This window comes from Micromonospora sp. NPDC047812, assembly GCF_040704175.1.
GTDB lineage: Bacteria > Actinomycetota > Actinomycetes > Mycobacteriales > Micromonosporaceae > Micromonospora.
Window position 1 is genome coordinate 1,527,076 of the sequence record NZ_JBEYRY010000001.1, and the last position, 17,692, is coordinate 1,544,767.

The following is a 17,692-nucleotide window of genomic DNA, read 5'->3' on the forward strand; positions in this document are numbered from 1 at the left end:
CGGGTACCCCGTCAGGCCTCCCCCACCGCCGGTGCCGGCGCGCGGTCGCGGGTGCGCTGGATCAGCACCACACACGCCAGCACGGCCACCGCCGCCGCGATCGAGGCGGGGGTGACGGCCTCGCCGAGCAGCAGCGCCGACCAGAGCAGGGTGAGCACCGGCTGGGCGAGCTGGATCTGGCCGACCTGCGCGATGCCGCCCCGGGCCAGGCCCGCGTACCAGGCGAAGAAGCCCAGGAACATGGAGACCACGGTGAGGTAGCCGAACGCCGACCAGGCGACGGGGTCGGCGCGCGGCGCAGCGGCCACGGCGGCGACGACCACGACGGGCACGGTGACGGGCAGCGAGAGCAGCAACGCCCAGCAGATCGTCCGGGCGCCGCCCAGCTCGCGGGCGAGCGCACCGCCCTCGGCGTATCCCAGGCCGCAGAGCACGACCGCGGCGAGCAGGAACAGGTCGGGCGGGGCGAGGGCCCCGCGTACCGCGCCGCTGGCGCCGAGGAAGGTGAGCACCGCCAGCAGCCCGCCGGCGCTGGCGACCCAGAACAGCAGCGGCGGTCGCTCGCCGGCCCGCAGCACCGCGAACACGGCGGTCATGGCGGGCAGCACGGTGATGACGACCGCGCCGTGCGCGGAGGTCTGGGTGATGAGCGCCAGCGAGGTGAACAGCGGGAAGCCGACGACGACGCCGAGGGCGACGACCGTCAGCCGCCGCCACTGACCGCGCGTGGGCCGCGGGGCGCCGGTGGACCGCAGGTACGCCCACGCCAGCAGCGCCGCGCCGACGGCCCGGCCGAAGGCGACGAACCACGGGTCGAGCTGCTGCACGGCGACGCGGGTCGCGGGCAGCGACATGCTGAAGGCGAGCACGCCCAGCGCGCCGAGGGCGAGACCGACCGTCCGGTCCGCCGTTACCGTGGTCCGGACAGTAGCGCTACTGTTGTCTTTCATGAATGACGGTAACGCAGCCGACCGCGTCGTCCAAGACCTGCGCGCGCTCGCGGCCGTCGCGGAGCCCGGCACGCGGCTGCCCTCGGTGCGCGAGCTGACCGCCCGGCACCAGGCCTCCCCGGTCACCGTCGCCGAGGCCATCCGCCGGCTGGTGGCCCAAGGGCTGGTCGAGACGCGGGCCGGCAGAGGCACCTTCGTGGCCGCCCCGCCGCGCGGGTGGCGCGCCCCCGACCTGTCGTGGCAGACCGTGGCGCTCGGCCCCCGCCGACCGGGCGAGGACGAGATGCAGGCGATACTGGCGTTACCGCCCGCAGGAGCGATTCCGCTATCCGGGGGCTACCTGGACGCGGAGCTGCAACCCGCCGCCGCGCTCGGGGCCGCGCTCACCCGCGCCGCCCGGCAGCCCGCGTCCTGGCAGCGCGGGCCGGCCGAGGGGCGCGAGGACCTGCGCGCCTGGTTCGCCCGCGAGGCAGGGGCCGGCCTGCGCGCCGAGGACATGGTGATCTGCCCGGGCGGACAGGCCGCGCTGTCGTCCGCGCTGCGGGCGCTCGCCGCGCCCGGCGACACCCTGCTCGTCGAGTCGCCGACCTACCTGGGCGCACTGGCCGCCGCCCGGGCAGCCGGCCTGCGGGTGGTGCCCGTGCCCGCCGACGCCGACGGGGTACGGCCCGACCAGCTCGCCGCCGCGTTCGCCCGCACCGGCGCCCGGCTGTTCTACTGCCAGCCGCTGTACGCCAACCCGCACGGCGCGACACTCGCGGACCACCGCCGGGCCCGGGTCGCCGAGGCCGTACGCGACGCCGGGGCCTTCCTGATCGAGGACGACTACGCCCGCGACCTCACCATCGACGGTCAGGCCCCGCCGCCACTGGCCGCCGACGACCCCGACGGGCACGTCGTCTACCTGCGCTCGCTGACCAAGTCGACCGCCCCCGGGTTGCGGGTCGCGGCGATCGGCGCCCGGGGCCCGGCCGGCGCCCGGCTGCGGGCGGCCCGGCTGCTCGACGACTTCTTCGTCGCCGGCCCGCTGCAACAGGCCACGCTCGACTTCGTCACCGCCCCGGCGTGGACGCGTCACCGCCGCGCCCTGCGCACCGCGCTGCGGACCCGCCGCGAGGCGCTGCTGACCGCGCTCCGCCGGCACCTGCCGGAACTGGCCCGGCAGCCGGTCCCGCGCGGCGGCATGCACCTCTGGGTACGCCTGCCGGAGGGCACCGACGACGTCGCGCTGGCTGCCGCCGCGGCCGCCGAGGGCGTCGTCGTCTTCCCCGGCCGCCCCTGGTACGCCGCCGAGCCTCCGGCCCCCCACCTTCGCCTCACCTACACCGCCGCCCCACCCGACCTCATGGACGAGGCCGTCCACCGTCTCGCCCGCGCCCTGCGGGCCTGACCCGGGGCGCACTCGCCCGCGCCCTGCGGGCCCGACCGGGGCGACGCGGGCGCGGGTCACTCGCCCGCGCCCGGCAACCTGACCGGCGACGGGGTGCGGGTCAGCCGAGCGGTGGGGCGGCGGGCGGCTTCGGGGCGTCGTCCCGCTTCCCCTCGCCGCGCGGTCGGTCCTGGTCGCCGAAGGACTGCCGGACCCCGCGGTTCGCCTCCTCCTGGGTGACGCCGGAGGCCACCATCAGGTCGCTGGCGGTGGTCCGCACCTGCGCGATCACCACGCTGCCGGAGAACCCGACCCCCTCGGCGTACGCCCGGCCGGCCTCGCTGACCGCGCGCAGCGCCCGCTCCCGTGCCTGCTCCGGCTCCTCACCGACGGCGAACTCGTGCTTGAGCAGGCGCACCGACTCGGCGAGATGGGCCACCGCGTCGGGCATCGTCTCCGGGATGGGCTCCTCGTCCTCGATCAGGGTCACCGCGCGCCGGGTCAGCGTGCCGGCGTTGCGCATCGCCCGGTCGATCGGTTCGGCGGCCTCGGCGTAGTGGGTGAGCTCGTCCCGCCGGTGCCACCGGGCCGGCGAGAGCATGGCGGTCTCCTTCGCCCCCTCGATGGCCTCGGTGAAGGCGGTCAGTTCCTCCTGGTTGTTGCGGAGCCGGTCCAGGGCCCGCTGGGCCTTGTCCCGGTCCCGTTCCCGCAGGGCGTCCGCGGCCATGTCGAGCTGGGCGGCGAGCAGGTCCAGGGCGGGCCGGGCGGCCCGGTTGATGACCCGCAGCGGATTGAGCGGCAGCAGGATGGCGGTGACCAGCAGCGCGATGCCGCCGCCGACGAACGCGTCGATGAACCGGGGGATCTCCAGGTTCTCGGTCGACGGGCTGAGCGTGACGATCAGCACCGCCGTGGCCGCCGCCTGGATGACGATGGCCACGCTGGCGCCCGCGAAGATGGTCAGCACGATGGCCAGGGTGACCACCAGGCCGAGCTGCCACGGGCCGGTGCCGAGCAGGTAGATGAGGAAGTCACCGACGGCGACCCCGATCGCCACCCCGACGATCAGCTCCACCGTACGGCGGAACCGCTGGCCGACCGAGGCGGCGAGGGTGCCGACCGCGGAGATCGGCGCGAAGACCGGCTGCGGGTTGCCCAGCAGTTCGTGCGCCGCCAGCCAGGACAGACCGGCGGCGAGGCCGGCCTGCACGGCGAGGCCCATCGCCATCCGCAACCGGTGCAGGCGGTCGTGCAGGGTGGTCTTGCTGCGGTGCCGCAGGGTCCTCGCGGCCTGGGCGACCCGGGCCGTGTCGAGTTCCTTGCCCCGGTCGCGCAATATGGCGCGTCGCGCCAGTGAGGGTCGACGGTCCCGGGCCACGGCCATGGCGGGGACTACCCGTGCCGCGCCGGGTGAATCCTCGGCGAGGACGGCGGTAGGGCAGACTCGGCCGGGTGGTCGACCTTCTCGACCGGTGGCGGGCCGCGGCCCGGGGCGCCGGAATGACCGACGCGGCGGAGCTGACCCGGGTCGGCGAGGATCTGTTGACCCGATGGCGGGAGCCGCACCGGCACTACCACGACGCCGACCACCTGGCGGCCGTCCTCGACGTGGTCGACGCGCACGCGCCGGCCGCCGGGCGGCCGGACCTGGTGCGCCTCGCGGCCTGGTGCCACGACGCCGTCTACGACCCGCGCGCCGGGGGCGACGCCAACGAGCGCGACAGCGCGGCGCTCGCCGGCACGCTGCTCACCCGGGCGGGCCTGCCGGCCGACGCCGTGGCCGAGGTCCGCCGGCTGGTGCTGCTCACCGCCGGGCACGCGGTGGAGCCGGGCGACGCCGACGGCGCGCTGCTCTGCGACGCCGACCTCGCCGTCCTGGCGGCGCCACCCGAGGCGTACGACCGCTACGCCGCGGCGATCCGCCGGGAGTACGCGCACGTGCCCGAGGCCGCCTTCCGGGCCGGCCGTGCCCGGGTGCTCGCCGGGCTGCTCGCCCTGCCGGCGCTGTTCCGGCTGCCGCCGCTGGCACGCCGCTGGGAGGCACCCGCCCGGGCCAACCTGACCCGCGAACTATCCACCCTCCACTAACCCCCGGCCCCGCCCCCGCCCCGGCCTCGCGCGTCGATCATGGAGTTGTGGTGGGCGAGAAGCGCCCCTTCGTGGCTTTTGCGGGGCACCACAACCGCATGATCGACGCAGGGTGCGAGGGGCGGGGTGGGGGTGGGGGGTGGTTCGGGGCGGGGGCGGGCCAGGTGCTTGGGGCGGCGCAGCCCGGACTGCCGGAGCAGGCGTACCAGCTCCCGGCTCGGCACCACCCGGGCGCCCAGCCAGACCGCCACCGCGAACCGGTCGGCCGGGATGTCGTAGTGGTCCCGGTCGAACCCCCGGCGGGGCACGCCCAACGTCTCGGCGAAGGCGTGCAGCTCGGCGGGGGAGACGTCGCTGATCAGATGGGACCAGAGCCGTCCCCGCCACGGCCAGGCGGGCCGGTCCAGATAGAGCATGTGGGCCAAGCTACCCCGCACCGGGACCGGTTGGTCATCGCGCGGGACCGACCGTAGCCTCGGCGGCATGGCCGGATCCCCCCTCCTCGACGACCTGCGGGCGGCGCTCGGCGACGACGCCGTCCTGACCGACCCGGACCTGCTGCGGATGCACGAGCGGGACGAGGCCGACCTCTGCGCCGCCGGCACGCCCCTGGTCGTGGTCCGTCCCCGCACCACCGCACAGGTGGCCGCCGCGCTGCGGGCGGCCGCGCGGCACGGCGTGCCGGTGGTGCCGCAGGGGGCGCGCACGGGGCTGGCCGGCGCGGCCAACGCCGTCGACGGCGCGATGGTGCTGAGCACCGTCGCGATGGACGCGGTGCTGGAGATCGACCCGGTGAGCCGGATCGCCGTGGTGCAGCCCGGCGTGGTCAACGCGACGCTCGCCGCCGCCGTGGCGAAGCAGGGGCTGTGGTACCCACCCGACCCGGGCTCGTGGGAGTCGTCCACGATCGGCGGGAACGTCGCCACCAACGCCGGCGGGATGTGCTGCGTCAAGTACGGCGTCACCACCGAGTACGTGCTGGGGCTGGAGGTGGTGCTCGCCTCCGGCGAGGTGCTGCGCACCGGCCGGCGTACCGCCAAGGGCGTGGCCGGCTACGACCTCACCCGGCTCTTCGTCGGCTCCGAGGGCACCCTCGGCGTGATCACCGAGGTGACGGTGGCGCTGCGCCCCGCCCCGGCGCAGTCGCTGACCATGGTGGCGGTCTTCCCGTCCACCGCCGCCGCCGGCGCGGCCGTCGCCGAGATCGCCGCCCGGGGGCTCTCCCCCAGCCTGCTGGAGCTGCTCGACCGGACGCACCTGCGGGCGATCGAGGCGTACCGGCCGATGGGGCTACGGACGGACGCCCAGGCGCTGCTGCTGGCCGCCGCCGACACCGGCTCCCGCGCGGCCGACGACCTGGCCGGCCTGGCCGCGGTCTGCGAGGCGGCCGGCGCCGACGAGGTCTACGCGGCCACCGACGCCGTGGAGGCGGCGGCCCTGCTGCAGGCCCGCCGGCTCGCGCACCCGGCGATGGAGAAGTTCGCGGCGGAGGCCTGTCCGGGCGGCAACGGCGGCCTGGTCATCGACGACGTGGCGGTGCCCCGGGGCGCGTTGGCGGCGCTGCTCGACGGGGTGGCCCGGATCGCCGTGGAGTGCGACGTGCCGATCGGCGTGGTCGGCCACGCCGGGGACGGCAACATGCACCCGAACATCGTGGTGGACCGGGCCGACCCGGCGAGCCTCGAACGCGGCCGCCGCGCCTTCGACGAGATCATGCGGCTCGGCCTGGAGCTGGGCGGCACCTGCACGGGCGAGCACGGCGTGGGCCTGCTCAAGCGCGACTGGCTGGCCCGCGAGATCGGCCCGGTCGGCGTCCGGGTGCACCAGGCGATCAAGGCCGCCCTGGACCCGGCCGGCCTGCTCAACCCCGGCAAGGTCCTCTGACCGGCGCGGTCCGGGCCGGGCGCCGTCAGGCGGTCATCTCGGCCGGGGTGGCCTGGGTGAGCAGCAGCAGGATCTCGTTGGCGATGGGCGGGTGTTCCTCGCCGGGGCAGTCCTGCGACGTGACCAGGCCGGTCGAGGTGAGCAGGCTGGAGGTCAGGGCGTCGATGCAGGTGACCTGGTAGCGCCGGGCCTGGTCGGTCTCCTTCGCCAGCCCCGGGTCGGCGAGCAGCCCCTGGAGCCGGGTGACGTGTTCCGGGCCGAGCACCCCGGTCGACGTCACGCCGTCGCCGGCGCAGTCGACGCACTCCCACCTGCCGTCCGGTTCCACGTTGAGCGTGCGCAGCGGGCCGTCCGTGCCGACCCGCTGGAGGAGGCTGACCTCGCCCTTTCCGGCGGTCGCCGCACCGCCGGGACCCGGCTGCGACAGCCCGGTGCCGGCCGGCTCCGGCGCGGGGCCGTCGTCGGCGCTTCCGGGCAGCGAGCAGCCGGCGAGGGCCGCGGCCAGCAGGGCGGCGACGGACACGCGGACCGGACGCGACCAGGAAGCGGAGGGCACGCGCCGGAACCTACCCCACCGTAGGTAAGGGCCGTAACCGCTGACCGGGGTCGGGCGGGCGAACGTAGGGGGTGACCGGGGCCGGGCCGGTCAGCGGGACGAGGACGGCAGTTCGGCCTGGTCGTCGTCCGCGCCGCGGTCCGCCGCGAAGCCCCGTACGTCGGGTGCGCCGAGCCGGGCGGCGTCGGCGGTGGCGTCGTCGGGCATCAGCTGGGACTCGCGTTCCGCCTCCACCCGGGCCCGGTAGTGCTCCACCTCGCGGGCCCGGGTGGCCCCGTCCCAGCCGAGCACCGCGCCCATCAGCTCGGCCGCGTGGCCCGCCGACTCCAGGCCCCGGTGCGCCGTCTCGAAGGAGATCCGGGTCCGCCGGGTGAGCACGTCCTCCAGGTGCAGCGCCCCCTCGGCCCGGGCCGCGTACGTCACCTCGGCGGCCAGGTACTCCGGCGCGCCGGCCAGCGGGGAGGCCAGCAACGGGTCCGCGTCGATCAGCGCGAGCAGGTCACGGGTGAGGGTGCCGTAGCGCTCCAGCAGGTGCTCGATCACCCCGACCGGCATCCCGTGCCGGCGGGCCAGGTCCGCCCGGTCCCGCCACATCGCCGGGTAGCCGTCGGCGCCGAGCAGCGGCAGGTCGGCGGTGCGGGAGGGGCGTACGGCACCGAGCCGGTGGGCGGCCCGGTCGACCACGTCGGACGCCATCACCCGGTACGTCGTGTACTTGCCGCCGGCGACCAGCAGCAGACCGAGCATCGGCTCGAAGACGGCGTGCTCGCGGGACAGCTTGGAGGTGGAGTCGGCCTCGCCGGCCAGCAACGGCCGCAGCCCGGCGTAGACGCCCTCGATGTCCGCCGTCGTGAGCGGCCGGTCGAGCACCGTGTTGACCTGCTCCAGCAGGTATTCGATGTCCCGCGCGGAGGCCGCCGGGTGGGACCGGTCCAGCCGCCAGTCGGTGTCGGTGGTGCCGATGATCCAGTGCCCGCCCCACGGGATGACGAAGAGCACACTGGTGGCCGTACGCAGGATCAGCCCGGCCTCGCCGGTGATCGCCGACCGGGGCACCACCAGGTGCACGCCCTTGGAGGCCCGGACGCGGATCCCGGGGCGCAGCCCGACGTCGTTCAGCATCCGCGACATGTCGTCGCTCCACACCCCGGTGGCGGCGATGACGGTGCGGGCGCGTACCTCGAACTCGGCGTCCGGGGAGCCGGGGGGCGCCTCGAGGTCGCGGATCCGGACGCCGGTGACCTCGCGGGCCTGCCGGATGAGCCCGACCGCCCGGGTGCTGGTCACCACGGTCGCGCCCAGGCTGGCCGCCGTGCGGGCCAGGGTCACCACCAGCCGCGCGTCGTCGACCTGCCCGTCGTAGTAGCGGATCGCGCCGGCCACCGCGTCGGCGCGCAGGCTGGGGAAGACCCGGCGGGCGCCCTCGCGGGTCAGGTGCCGGTGCAGCGGCATGCCGCGCCCGCCGCCGAAGACCCCGGCGAAGGCGTCGTAGGCCGCCACGCCGGCGCCGTAGTAGGAGCGGCGGAACAGCCGGGCGGGCAGGCCGCGTACGCCCCGCCCGTCGGGCAGCGGAACCAGGATGGGCACCGGCCGGACCAGGTGCGGGGCCAGCCGGGTGGCGAGCAGCCCGCGCTCGGTGAGCGCCTCGTGCACCAGGTGGAACTCCAGCTGCTCCAGGTAGCGCAGGCCACCGTGGATGAGCTTGCTGGAGCGGCTGGAGGTGCCGGCGGCGTAGTCGCGCGCCTCCACCAGGGCCACCTTCAACCCCCGCGAGGCCGCATCCAGGGCGGCCCCCGCCCCGGTGACGCCACCGCCGATGACCAGCACGTCGAAGCGTTCGGCGCGCAGGCGGCGCAGGTCGGCGGCCCGGCGCTCGGGGGAGAGCTGGCCGGCCGTCGTTCGGGACACGTTGGGGTCACGCACCCGTCCACGGTAACCGCCGCCGCCATCCGGCGGGACACGCCGTCCGCGCCGTACTGTCTGGGGATGGAGGTCGGCCCCCCGTTCCCCGCTGGTCAACCCGTCCCACGCCCGGCGGCCACGCCGGGCCGGCCGAGCCACTGGGCGGTGGTGGCCGCGGCGGTGACCGGCTGCTGGACGGTCGGGCTCGTCGTCGTCGGCCAGCTCGGCGGCTGGCTCGCCGACCAGGTCCTGCTGGCCTCCGGGCTGGACCGCGTGGTCTGGCTCTGGCCGGCGACGGTGCTGTTCAGCGTGCTGCTGGTGGGCGCGCCCGCGCTGGCGCTCGCCCTACTGCCCCACTCTGCGGCGGTCCGCACCGCCGGCCGGACCTGGCTGGCGGCGGCGCTCGCGCTCGGCGCGCTGGGGCTGCTCCGGGCGCTGCCACCGGTGCACCACGAGGCGTACCTCGCCGCGCTGGCCGCCACGGCCGCGCTGGCCGCCCTCGTCCTGCGGGCGCTGGCCCGCCGCGCGGCGGTCACGACACCCCGGGTGCGCGCGGCTGTCGCGACGCGCCGGGCGCCCGTGTCGGCCGCCACGCTGCTCGGGGTGGCCGGCGGACTGGCGCTGCTGCTGCCCTGGGCCTGGCTGGGGGCGCTCGGCGGGCTGCTGGAGACGGTGCTCGCCGGCCTCGCCGCCGCCGCGCTGGGCGTGCTGGCCGGGGCGCTGCTGGACGACGCCTTCTGGTCCCGCTTCACCGTCGGCGAGCCGCCCCGGCCGACCCGGTTGGTGCTGGTCGGCGGGCTGGTCGCCGGGGTCGCGCTGCTGCTGCTCGCCGCCGGGGTGGGGCAGTCCGGGGCCCAGCTACCCCTGCTGCTGACCCTGCCGCCGGCCGGCTTCGCGCTGGCGGCCCTGCACGCGGCGGCCCGCCGCCCGACCCTGGCCGGCCCGCCGGGTGCCGCCCCCGTCGGGTCCCCGGGGGCCGCTCCGGCCGACCCATCGGGCCCGCTCCCGGCCGATCCCGGCGGCGCCGACCCCACCGACCCCACCGACGCCGACGGCCGGGAGCTGGCCGGGCGGGCGGGGACCGGTGCCCTCCGGCCCGCGGCCCGTTGGCTGGTCGGGCTCGGCGTGCTCGGCCCGCTGGCCTTCGCCGACCCCGAGGAAGTCACTCTCCTCCTGGCCGGCACCCGCGACGTGCCGTTCTGGGTGGCCGCCGCCGCCGGCGCCGGGCTCGCCGTCGCGGCCGTCCTCGCCGTGGCGTACGGGGTGCTGCTCACCCGGGGCCGGCGGCCGAGCCGGCGGGTCGCCGGGGTGACCGCCGGCGCCCTGCTGGTCGCGGTCGGCGTGGTGGCCGTCGGCGCGGGCCAGCCCGGCCTGCACGGCGAGCGGCTGTTCGTGGTGCTCCGCGAGCAGGCCGACCTCGCCGGCGTCCCGGCGACGACCGGCCGGGCCGGCCGGGACGCCCGGGTCGCCGAGGTCCACCGGCGGCTGGTCGCGACCGCCGAGCGGACCCAGGCCGACCTGCGCCGGGACCTGCGCCGGCTGCGGCTGGACCACACCCCCTACTACCTCGTGAACGCGGTCGAGGTGGACGGCGGGCCGGCGGTACGGGCCTGGCTGTCGCGCCGGCCCGAGGTCGCCCGGGTGCTGGTCAGCCAGCGGGTACGACCGCTGCCCGCGCCGGCCGGCCGCAGTCGCGGCACCGCGCCCGCGCCCGCCGGCCCCGAGTGGAACGTCCGGATGCTCGGTGCGGACCGGGTCTGGTCCCAGCTCGGGGTGGACGGCTCCGGCATCGTGGTGGGCAGTTCGGACTCGGGCGTGGACGGCGGGCACCCCGCGCTGGCGGGCGGCTTCCGGGGCGGCGACGACTCCTGGCACGACCCGTGGGCCGGCACCCGGGCGCCGACCGACCAGGGCGGGCACGGCACCCACACGGCGGGCAGCGCGGTGGGCCGGGGCGGCATCGGGGTGGCGCCGGGCGCCCGCTGGGTCGGCTGCGTCAACCTGGACCGCAACCTCGGCAACCCCGCCTACTACCTGGACTGCCTCCAGTTCATGCTGGCGCCCTTCCCCCCGGGCGGGGACCCGTTCACCGACGGGCGCCCGGCGCGTGCCCCGGACATCCTCACCAACTCGTGGGGCTGCCCGGCGATCGAGGGCTGCGACCCGGGCGTGCTCCGGCCCGCCACCGCCGCCCTGGACGCCGCCGGCATCATGGTGGTGGCCGCGGCCGGCAACACGGGGCCGTACTGCGGCTCGATCGACGACCCGCCCGCCCCGTACGCGGACGTGCTGACCGTGGGCGCGGTGGACCGGCAGCGCCGGGTGACGCTGTTCTCGTCCCGGGGCCCGGTGCCGGGGGCGGCCAAGCCGGACGTTGTCGCGCCGGGCGACGAGGTGCTGTCGGCGATGCCGGGCGGCGGGTACGCCGTTCTGAGCGGCACCTCCATGGCGACGCCGCAGGTGGCCGGCGTGGTGGCGCTGATGTGGTCGGCCGACCCGGCGCTGGTCGGCGACCTGCCCCGTACCCGGCAGATCCTGCGGGACACCGCGACCCCGGCCGTGGCGACGTACGCCTCCCGGACGCAGACCTGCGGTGGCGACGCGAACATCACCGGCGCCGGCCTGGTCGACGCGTACGCCGCCGTCCGGAGCGCGCGGGGGTGAGAGTCGCGTCAGCGCAACCGGTCGAGCAGTTCCCGGGACCGCCGCACCACCAGGGTCGTCGCGTCCGCGTCGTACGACGGCAGCGTGCTGTCGGTGAACAGGTGCTGATCCCCCGGATAGACGAACAGCTCGGCGAGGTCGGAGCCGACGATGCCGACCAGCTCGCGGGCGGCGTCGATGTCGCCCTCCAGGGCGAAGAACGGGTCGGCGTCCATGCCATGGATCTGCACCGGGACCCCGGCGGGCCAGGGGCCGACGGCCCATTCGCCGGTGACGGGCAGGCAGGATTCGTAGAGCAGCGCACCCCGGGCCCCGGGCCGGGTCTGGGCGAGCCGCTGGGCGGTGGCGGCGCCCCAGGAGAAGCCGCCGTAGACCAGGCCCCCGGGCAGGTCGGCCACGGCCCGGTCGGCGCGCTCGCGGAGCGCCTCGCCCCCGATGCGCTTCGTCAGCGCGAAGCCCTCGTCGAGGGTCGCCGGCCGCTCGCCGTCGAACAGGTCCGGCGTGTGCACGGTGTGCCCGCCGGCCCGCAACTGTTCGGCGAACCCGCGCACCCCGTCGGTGACCCCACGCAGGTGGTGGAACAGGACGACGTCGGCCATCTCTACACTCCTGTCAACAGACGACAACGATCGAATGATCCATGATTCTGGAACGGTCGAGAAATGTCGAGCAATGAGCGGATCCCGGACTACGACCTCGACGAGATGCTCGTGGTCACCGCGCCCGCGCAGCTCCGCGCGCTGGCCGATCCCCTGCGCGCGACCCTCCTGGAGCTGCTCCTGGAGCGGGCCGCCACGGTGAGCGAGCTGGCCCGGGCGGTCGATCGGCCCAAGAGCAGCGTCGCCTACCACGTGAACGCCCTCGTCGACGCCGGCCTGCTCCGGGTGGTGCGGACCCGGCGGGTGCGGGCGATCGACGAGCGGTACTACGGCCGGGTCGCCCGCACGCTCTACATCGGCGCGCTGACCCGCCCCGAGGACAAGCGGGTCGCGACCGCAGTCAACGGGCTCGCGGAGGCGGTCGCCGAGTCCGCCGCGGCCCACGCCGCCGACGACCTGCGCTGCACCCTCGTCCACGCCCGCATCCCGGTCGAGGAGGTACGCGCGTTCTGGGCCGAGGTGCAGGCGCTGGCCCGCCGCTTCGCCCAGATCCCCCGGTCCGGCGATCAGGTCTACGGCTTCGTCGCCGGCCTCTACCCCACCAACGCGCCGACCCTCCCCGAGCCCGAGCCGAAACCGGAACCGGAGGCGGAGGCGAAGCCGGAACCGCGACCGCAACCGGAGGCGAAGGCGGAACCGCGAGCGGAACCGGAGGCGAAGGCGGAACCGGAGCCGGCCGGCTGACGCGACCGGGGCGGTCGTGGCACGCCACGGCGGCCCGCCGGCCGGGCGGCGCCGGCAAGGCCCCTACCGACGGAACGCTCCGGTGATCTAGGGTCGGCGTCCATGGACCTGGAGATCGTCGAGCTGGGGCCCGACCAGCGGCCCGCCGTGGTGGAACTCTGTGGGCGGGCACTCGACCTGCCGGAGGACGCGGCCGAGGCGCCGGCCGTCGTGGACACGCTCTGGGCGCGCGCCGCCATCCACCGTCCGGTGCTCACGTGGGGCGCGTACCGGGAGGGGCGCCTCGTGGGCGTGCTCGTCGGCTCCCTCGCCGCCAGCGACGGCGACGCCCGTGGTCACGTCGACCTGGTCGCGGTGGCGCCGGAGCAGCGGCGGCAGGGTCTCGGGCGGGCGCTGCTGTCGACCGCCGAGCGGGCCCTCGCCGGCCTCGGCGCGGCCGAGCTGCTGCTCGCCGGGAATCCGCCGTACTACGCCTGGCCGGGCATCGACGTGCGCTACACCCCGGCGGTCTGCGCCGCGCTGGCGCTCGGCTACCGGCAGGACCGGACGGCGTGGAACATGACCGCCGACCTGTCGTACGACGGCTCCCCCGCGCTGCGCCCGACGGAGGCCGCGGAGACGCGGCTGGCCGGGCGCGGGGTGACGGTCCGCCGCGCCGAGGCGGTCGACCTGCCGGCGCTGGTGGAGTTCGCCCGCGCCACCTTCGGCGGGGCCTGGGACGCCGAGCTGGCCGGCTCGGTGGGCCGGGAGGGGGCGGGTTGCCACCTGGCCGAACGCGACGGCGAGGTGCTCGGCTTCGCCGCGTACGGGTCGTCGCGGCCGAGCTGGTTCGGCCCGATGGGCACCGCCCCGGCGGCCGAGGGCTCGGGTATCGGCGGGGTGCTGCTGCGCCGGTGCCTACGCGACCAGCGGGCGGCCGGCGTGACGGCGGCGCAGATCGGCTGGGTGGGGCCGGTCCCCTTCTACTCGGGCAGCGCGGGTGCCCGGATCGAGCGCGTCTTCTTCCTGTACCGCAAGGCACTCGGGGGCTGAGAGCGGGGCGAAGGGGATATAGACCCTCATAACGCCATTCGCCCGCATTGGTGATCGTCGCGCCCTACCGTTTCCGGTAGAGGAGGCAGCCATGACCACGGACGACGAACGCCCCGGCCCATTGCCGTTCGACCGGCTCGACTACGGCGACGCCGAGCAGCAGGCGGAGATGGCCGGCGTCGACGAGCCGGCCGACGAGCCGGTGACGCTGGTCGACGAGCCGGTGCAGATCCCGCAGCCGTACGACCGGGCGCAGAAGAGACGCAACCAACGGCCACTGCCGACGTGACAGCGAAAGGGGCGGACCGCTGACGCGGCCCGCCCCTTTCGGCGTTGTTGGAGCTGGACTCAGAAGTCCATGTCCCCGCCACCCGGACCAGCCGGGGCGGCCGGGGTCTTCTCCGGCTTGTCCGCCACGACGGCCTCGGTGGTGAGGAAGAGCGCCGCGATCGACGCGGCGTTCTGCAGCGCCGAGCGGGTCACCTTGGCCGGGTCGATGATGCCCGCGGCCAGCAGGTCGACGTACTCGCCGTTGGCGGCGTTGAGGCCGTGACCCGGGTTGAGGTTGCGGACGTGCTCGACGACCACGCCACCCTCGAGACCGGCGTTGACGGCGATCTGCCGCAGCGGGGCGTCCAGCGCGATCTTGACGATCTGCGCGCCGGTCGCCTCGTCGCCGACCAGGTCCAGCTTGTCGAAGGCGGACTTGCCGGCCTGCACCAGCGCGACGCCACCACCCGGGACGATGCCCTCCTCGACGGCGGCCTTCGCGTTGCGGACGGCGTCCTCGATGCGGTGCTTGCGCTCCTTCAGCTCGACCTCGGTGGCCGCGCCGACCTTGATCACCGCGACGCCGCCGGCCAGCTTGGCCAGCCGCTCCTGCAGCTTCTCGCGGTCGTAGTCGGAGTCACTCCGGTCGATCTCGGCCCGGATCTGGTTGACCCGGCCCTGGATCTGCTCGGCGTCGCCGGCACCGTCGACGATGGTGGTCTCGTCCTTGGTCACCACGACCTTGCGGGCGCGGCCCAGCATGTCGAGGCCGACGGCGTCCAGCTTGAGGCCGACCTCCTCGCTGATGACCTGGCCACCGGTGAGGATGGCGATGTCGGCCAGCATGGCCTTGCGGCGGTCACCGAAGCCCGGCGCCTTGACGGCGACGGACTTGAAGGTGCCCCGGACCTTGTTGACGACCAGGGTCGCCAGGGCCTCGCCCTCGATGTCCTCGGCGATGATCAGCAGCGGCTTGCCCGACTGCATGACCTTCTCCAGGATCGGGAGCAGGTCCTTCACCGACGAGATCTTGCTGTTGACGATCAGGAGGTAGGGGTCGTCGAAGACGGCCTCCATGCGCTCCGGGTCGGTCATGAAGTAGGCCGAGATGTAGCCCTTGTCGAAGCGCATACCCTCGGTGAGCTCCAGCTCCAGCCCGAAGGTGTTGCTCTCCTCGACGGTGATGACGCCTTCCTTGCCCACCTTGTCCATCGCCTCGGCGATGATCTCGCCGACGCTGGTGTCACCGGCGGAGATGGAGGCGGTGGAGGCGATCTGCTCCTTGGTCTCGACGTCCTTGGCGAGCTTGAGCAGCTCCTCCGAGACGCTGGCCACGGCGGCCTCGATGCCCCGCTTCAGGGCGATCGGGTTGGCACCGGCGGCCACGTTGCGCAGGCCCTCGCGGACCAGGGCCTGGGCCAGGACGGTCGCCGTCGTCGTGCCGTCACCGGCGACGTCGTCGGTCTTCTTCGCGACCTCCTTGACCAGCTCGGCGCCGATCTTCTCGTAGGGGTCCTCGAGCTCGATCTCCTTGGCGATGCTCACACCATCGTTGGTGATGGTGGGGGCACCCCACTTCTTCTCGAGCACGACGTTGCGGCCCTTGGGGCCGAGCGTCACCTTCACGGCGTCGGCGAGCTGGTTCATGCCCCGCTCGAGGCCGCGGCGCGCCTCTTCGTCGAACGCGATCATCTTGGCCATACGGCGTTGTCCTCCTGGACACTCACGGGCCACCCGAGTGTGTGTCCCGGATGGGCCGCCTGGTGTACGCACCTTGGGACGTCGCCACCTGGCGACGACGACGTCTCCTCGGCCGGGCCGGATAGCCCGCGACGACCGGCCATGTGCCGCAGCCGCGTCTGGACGCCGCTACGACCGTGGCCCTACCGCCCCGACCGTTGGCACTCGCGGTATGCGAGTGCCAATGACTTGTTTAGCACTCTCCCCTGTCGAGTGCAAGCACGATGGCCCCGGTCAGCCGAGTTCACCGGTCAGCCGCGCGCTGTCCACCGGCCCCTCGTGGGCACGCTGCTCGGCGTAGGTGACGACCAGGCCGACCAGTTGGGCGAGGTGGGTGGGCAGGGCCAGCACCGCGCCCACCAGCGTCACCGCGAGCACGCCGACCGCCGTGCCCGGCGACTCCAGCGGGGTGGTGCCGAACGGCAGCGTGCCGATGCCCTCCACCATGCCGGCGGCCCCGCTGCCGACGACGACCGCCGCCGCCACCAGCGCCACCCGGCCGAGCAGCAGACCGAGCCGGTCGTGGAACATCCGGAAGGAGCGGCCGATCGGGTGCTGCCGCTCGAACAGGTAGACCGGGCCGGCCATGCTCAGCGCGAAGGCGAAGTAGATGCCGGGAATCACGCAGAGACAGACCCCGAGCCCGATGATCACGCTCATCAGCAGGGTCCAGCCCCAGAGGCCGAGCGCCCGGCGCGCCCCGTAGGAGAGGGCCGCGCCCACGCTCACCGGTTGACCGGCCGCCTGCCGGGTGACCACCCAGGTGCCGGCCGCCCAACCCAGGCTCTGCACGAAACCGAAGATGAGGGCGCTGCCGAGCACCACGGACAGCAGGACGCCCGTGTCGGCCAGGAAGGTGTCGGGCAGCGCGGCGGGGTCGTCGGCCATCGACTCCTCCCACTTCGCCGACGGGTCGACGACGAGCGAGAGCACCGACACCACCAGGGCCGGCAGCACCTGGGTGAGCAGCAGGATCGGCAGCAGCAGCCGCCAGCCCCGGCGCACGGCGCCGACGCACCGGCCGAACCAGCCGTTGACGCCGGCGCCGGGCGGGGTGACGAGCAGGTCGGCCGGATCGAGGCCGTGCCCCGGCGGGTACCACGGCTGCCCGGGATAGGCGACCGGGGCGCCCGGGTACCACGGCTGCCCGCCGTACGGGCCGGAGCCGACCGGGTACCCGCCGGTGGGCGGGAAGACCTGGCCCTGCGGCTGGTGCGGGCCCGCCGGCGCAGCGCCGCCCGGGCCGACGGGTGGCGTCGCGGAGGGGTCGGGGTCTCCCGGGGGCGGCGCGGCCTGGGGCGGCTGGTCGGACATGAACCCTCCTCAGCGATGGCTGGAACGGCTCACGATCCTCCCCTGCCGACGCAACCGGGCCGAAGCCCGCCCCCGTGGGGCGGGCCGGCCGACGGCTGCCCGGCCTTGCCGGACCACCCCCGGCCGGCGCCTCACGACCGGTGGCCGGGAAGTCGGTCGGCGCGGGGGCGTGGGAGAGACGCCCGTCAGGCGATGACGCGCACGCGCTCGGCCTGGGGACCCTTCTGGCCCTGGGCGATCTCGAACTCGACCCGCTGGCCGTCGTCCAACGCCTTGTAGCCGTCCATCTCGATCGCCGAGAAGTGGACGAAGACGTCCTGCCCGCCGTCGACGGCGATGAAGCCGTAGCCCTTCTCGGAGTTGAACCACTTCACGGTGCCCTCTGCCACGGTGCACTTCCTCACTCTGCGCGGCGTTCCACGACCCCGGAGGCCGGGCGGGCCGGCACCGGAGGACCACCGGATCGGCGATCGACGAGGGCCGCTGAAACGGTGACCGAAATCGCACGCTACACGAAGCGTGACGACGGCGCACGACCACAAATCGGACATACTTCGATCGCCCGCCATCGGCGGTCATC

The 17,692-nt window shown here is 75.4% G+C and carries 16 protein-coding genes; 7 read left to right on the forward strand and 9 right to left on the reverse strand.

Translation table 11 applies throughout. The features are described 5' to 3' along the window. Positions 1-11 precede the first annotated feature (11 nt). Positions 12-950: a DMT family transporter gene (locus AB0883_RS07085; protein WP_366640043.1), complete on the reverse strand. Its 939-nt coding sequence runs from the start codon at positions 948-950 to the stop codon at positions 12-14. Between AB0883_RS07085 and AB0883_RS07090 the strand changes: the two genes are divergently transcribed. Further along, positions 949-2,340 carry a PLP-dependent aminotransferase family protein gene (locus AB0883_RS07090; protein WP_366640045.1) on the forward strand — a complete coding sequence of 464 codons (1,392 nt, stop codon included), beginning with the start codon at positions 949-951 and terminating at the stop codon, positions 2,338-2,340. The two genes, AB0883_RS07085 and AB0883_RS07090, sit on opposite strands and share 2 nt — an antisense overlap. A 100-nt stretch (positions 2,341-2,440) precedes the next feature. Here the strand turns inward: AB0883_RS07090 and AB0883_RS07095 are convergent, their stop codons facing one another. After that, on the reverse strand, positions 2,441-3,703 hold the full coding sequence (locus AB0883_RS07095; RefSeq protein WP_366640047.1) for an FUSC family protein: 1,263 nt from the start codon (positions 3,701-3,703) through the stop codon (positions 2,441-2,443). Positions 3,704-3,771: 68 nt separating this feature from the next. On the opposite strand from AB0883_RS07095, the gene AB0883_RS07100 reads away from it, so the two are divergent. After that, positions 3,772-4,407, forward strand: a complete 636-nt coding sequence (locus tag AB0883_RS07100) for a metal-dependent phosphohydrolase (RefSeq protein WP_366640049.1) — start codon at positions 3,772-3,774, stop codon at positions 4,405-4,407. On the opposite strand, the gene AB0883_RS07105 is transcribed toward AB0883_RS07100, so the two are convergent. Next, positions 4,404-4,823 carry a DUF4031 domain-containing protein gene (locus AB0883_RS07105; RefSeq protein ID WP_366640051.1) on the reverse strand — a complete coding sequence of 140 codons (420 nt, stop codon included), beginning with the start codon at positions 4,821-4,823 and terminating at the stop codon, positions 4,404-4,406. The two genes, AB0883_RS07100 and AB0883_RS07105, sit on opposite strands and share 4 nt — an antisense overlap. Before the next feature lie 67 nt (positions 4,824-4,890). Here AB0883_RS07105 and AB0883_RS07110 point away from each other — a divergent pair, with 67 nt between their 5' ends. After that, positions 4,891-6,291 carry an FAD-linked oxidase C-terminal domain-containing protein gene (locus AB0883_RS07110; protein ID WP_366640053.1) on the forward strand — a complete coding sequence of 467 codons (1,401 nt, stop codon included), beginning with the start codon at positions 4,891-4,893 and terminating at the stop codon, positions 6,289-6,291. A 25-nt stretch (positions 6,292-6,316) separates the two neighbouring features. Here the strand turns inward: AB0883_RS07110 and AB0883_RS07115 are convergent, their stop codons facing one another. Further along, a complete protein-coding gene (locus AB0883_RS07115; protein ID WP_366640054.1) occupies positions 6,317-6,847 on the reverse strand; it encodes a hypothetical protein in 531 nt (176 codons plus the stop codon). A gap of 90 nt (positions 6,848-6,937) precedes the next feature. Beyond that, the gene (locus AB0883_RS07120; RefSeq protein WP_366640335.1) at positions 6,938-8,755 is read right to left on the reverse strand and encodes a glycerol-3-phosphate dehydrogenase/oxidase; all 1,818 of its coding nucleotides are present in this window, start codon (positions 8,753-8,755) and stop codon (positions 6,938-6,940) included. A gap of 78 nt (positions 8,756-8,833) precedes the next feature. Between AB0883_RS07120 and AB0883_RS07125 the strand changes: the two genes are divergently transcribed. Continuing rightward, on the forward strand, positions 8,834-11,413 hold the full coding sequence (locus AB0883_RS07125) for a S8 family serine peptidase (protein WP_366640056.1): 2,580 nt from the start codon (positions 8,834-8,836) through the stop codon (positions 11,411-11,413). 8 nt (positions 11,414-11,421) lie between these two features. Here the strand turns inward: AB0883_RS07125 and AB0883_RS07130 are convergent, their stop codons facing one another. Next, complete coding sequence (locus tag AB0883_RS07130; protein ID WP_366640057.1) at positions 11,422-12,012, reverse strand: dienelactone hydrolase family protein; 591 nt, start codon at positions 12,010-12,012, stop codon at positions 11,422-11,424. A gap of 63 nt (positions 12,013-12,075) precedes the next feature. Between AB0883_RS07130 and AB0883_RS07135 the strand changes: the two genes are divergently transcribed. The 3 genes from AB0883_RS07135 (at position 12,076) to AB0883_RS07145 (ending at position 14,077) form a co-directional block, all read left to right on the forward strand. After that, positions 12,076-12,756, forward strand: a complete 681-nt coding sequence (locus tag AB0883_RS07135; RefSeq protein ID WP_366640058.1) for a helix-turn-helix domain-containing protein — start codon at positions 12,076-12,078, stop codon at positions 12,754-12,756. Between the two features lie 102 nt (positions 12,757-12,858). Continuing rightward, on the forward strand, positions 12,859-13,788 hold the full coding sequence (locus AB0883_RS07140) for a GNAT family N-acetyltransferase (protein WP_366640059.1): 930 nt from the start codon (positions 12,859-12,861) through the stop codon (positions 13,786-13,788). Between the two features lie 91 nt (positions 13,789-13,879). Beyond that, positions 13,880-14,077 carry a hypothetical protein gene (locus AB0883_RS07145; RefSeq protein WP_088998151.1) on the forward strand — a complete coding sequence of 66 codons (198 nt, stop codon included), beginning with the start codon at positions 13,880-13,882 and terminating at the stop codon, positions 14,075-14,077. Between the two features lie 59 nt (positions 14,078-14,136). On the opposite strand, the gene groL is transcribed toward AB0883_RS07145, so the two are convergent. The 3 genes from groL to AB0883_RS07160 all read right to left on the reverse strand — a co-directional run bounded on the left by groL (position 14,137) and on the right by AB0883_RS07160 (position 17,501). Further along, the gene (groL, locus tag AB0883_RS07150; protein ID WP_366640061.1) at positions 14,137-15,759 is read right to left on the reverse strand and encodes a chaperonin GroEL; all 1,623 of its coding nucleotides are present in this window, start codon (positions 15,757-15,759) and stop codon (positions 14,137-14,139) included. Positions 15,760-16,032: 273 nt separating this feature from the next. Further along, positions 16,033-17,112, reverse strand: a complete 1,080-nt coding sequence (locus AB0883_RS07155) for a hypothetical protein (RefSeq protein ID WP_366640063.1) — start codon at positions 17,110-17,112, stop codon at positions 16,033-16,035. A gap of 185 nt (positions 17,113-17,297) precedes the next feature. Beyond that, complete coding sequence (locus AB0883_RS07160; protein ID WP_121400069.1) at positions 17,298-17,501, reverse strand: cold-shock protein; 204 nt, start codon at positions 17,499-17,501, stop codon at positions 17,298-17,300. Positions 17,502-17,692: the final 191 nt, after the last annotated feature.

Coding starts and splice junctions, on each gene's coding strand:
- AB0883_RS07145 (WP_088998151.1), top strand. CDS start 13,880: ATGACCACGGACGACGAACGCCCCGGCCCATTGCCGTTCGACCGGCTC.
- AB0883_RS07135 (WP_366640058.1), top strand. CDS start 12,076: ATGTCGAGCAATGAGCGGATCCCGGACTACGACCTCGACGAGATGCTC.
- AB0883_RS07090 (WP_366640045.1), top strand. CDS start 949: ATGAATGACGGTAACGCAGCCGACCGCGTCGTCCAAGACCTGCGCGCG.
- AB0883_RS07095 (WP_366640047.1), bottom strand. CDS start 3,703: ATGGCCGTGGCCCGGGACCGTCGACCCTCACTGGCGCGACGCGCCATA.
- AB0883_RS07125 (WP_366640056.1), top strand. CDS start 8,834: ATGGAGGTCGGCCCCCCGTTCCCCGCTGGTCAACCCGTCCCACGCCCG.
- AB0883_RS07155 (WP_366640063.1), bottom strand. CDS start 17,112: ATGTCCGACCAGCCGCCCCAGGCCGCGCCGCCCCCGGGAGACCCCGAC.
- AB0883_RS07130 (WP_366640057.1), bottom strand. CDS start 12,012: ATGGCCGACGTCGTCCTGTTCCACCACCTGCGTGGGGTCACCGACGGG.
- AB0883_RS07140 (WP_366640059.1), top strand. CDS start 12,859: ATGGACCTGGAGATCGTCGAGCTGGGGCCCGACCAGCGGCCCGCCGTG.
- AB0883_RS07110 (WP_366640053.1), top strand. CDS start 4,891: ATGGCCGGATCCCCCCTCCTCGACGACCTGCGGGCGGCGCTCGGCGAC.
- AB0883_RS07105 (WP_366640051.1), bottom strand. CDS start 4,823: ATGCTCTATCTGGACCGGCCCGCCTGGCCGTGGCGGGGACGGCTCTGG.
- AB0883_RS07085 (WP_366640043.1), bottom strand. CDS start 950: ATGAAAGACAACAGTAGCGCTACTGTCCGGACCACGGTAACGGCGGAC.
- groL (WP_366640061.1), bottom strand. CDS start 15,759: ATGGCCAAGATGATCGCGTTCGACGAAGAGGCGCGCCGCGGCCTCGAG.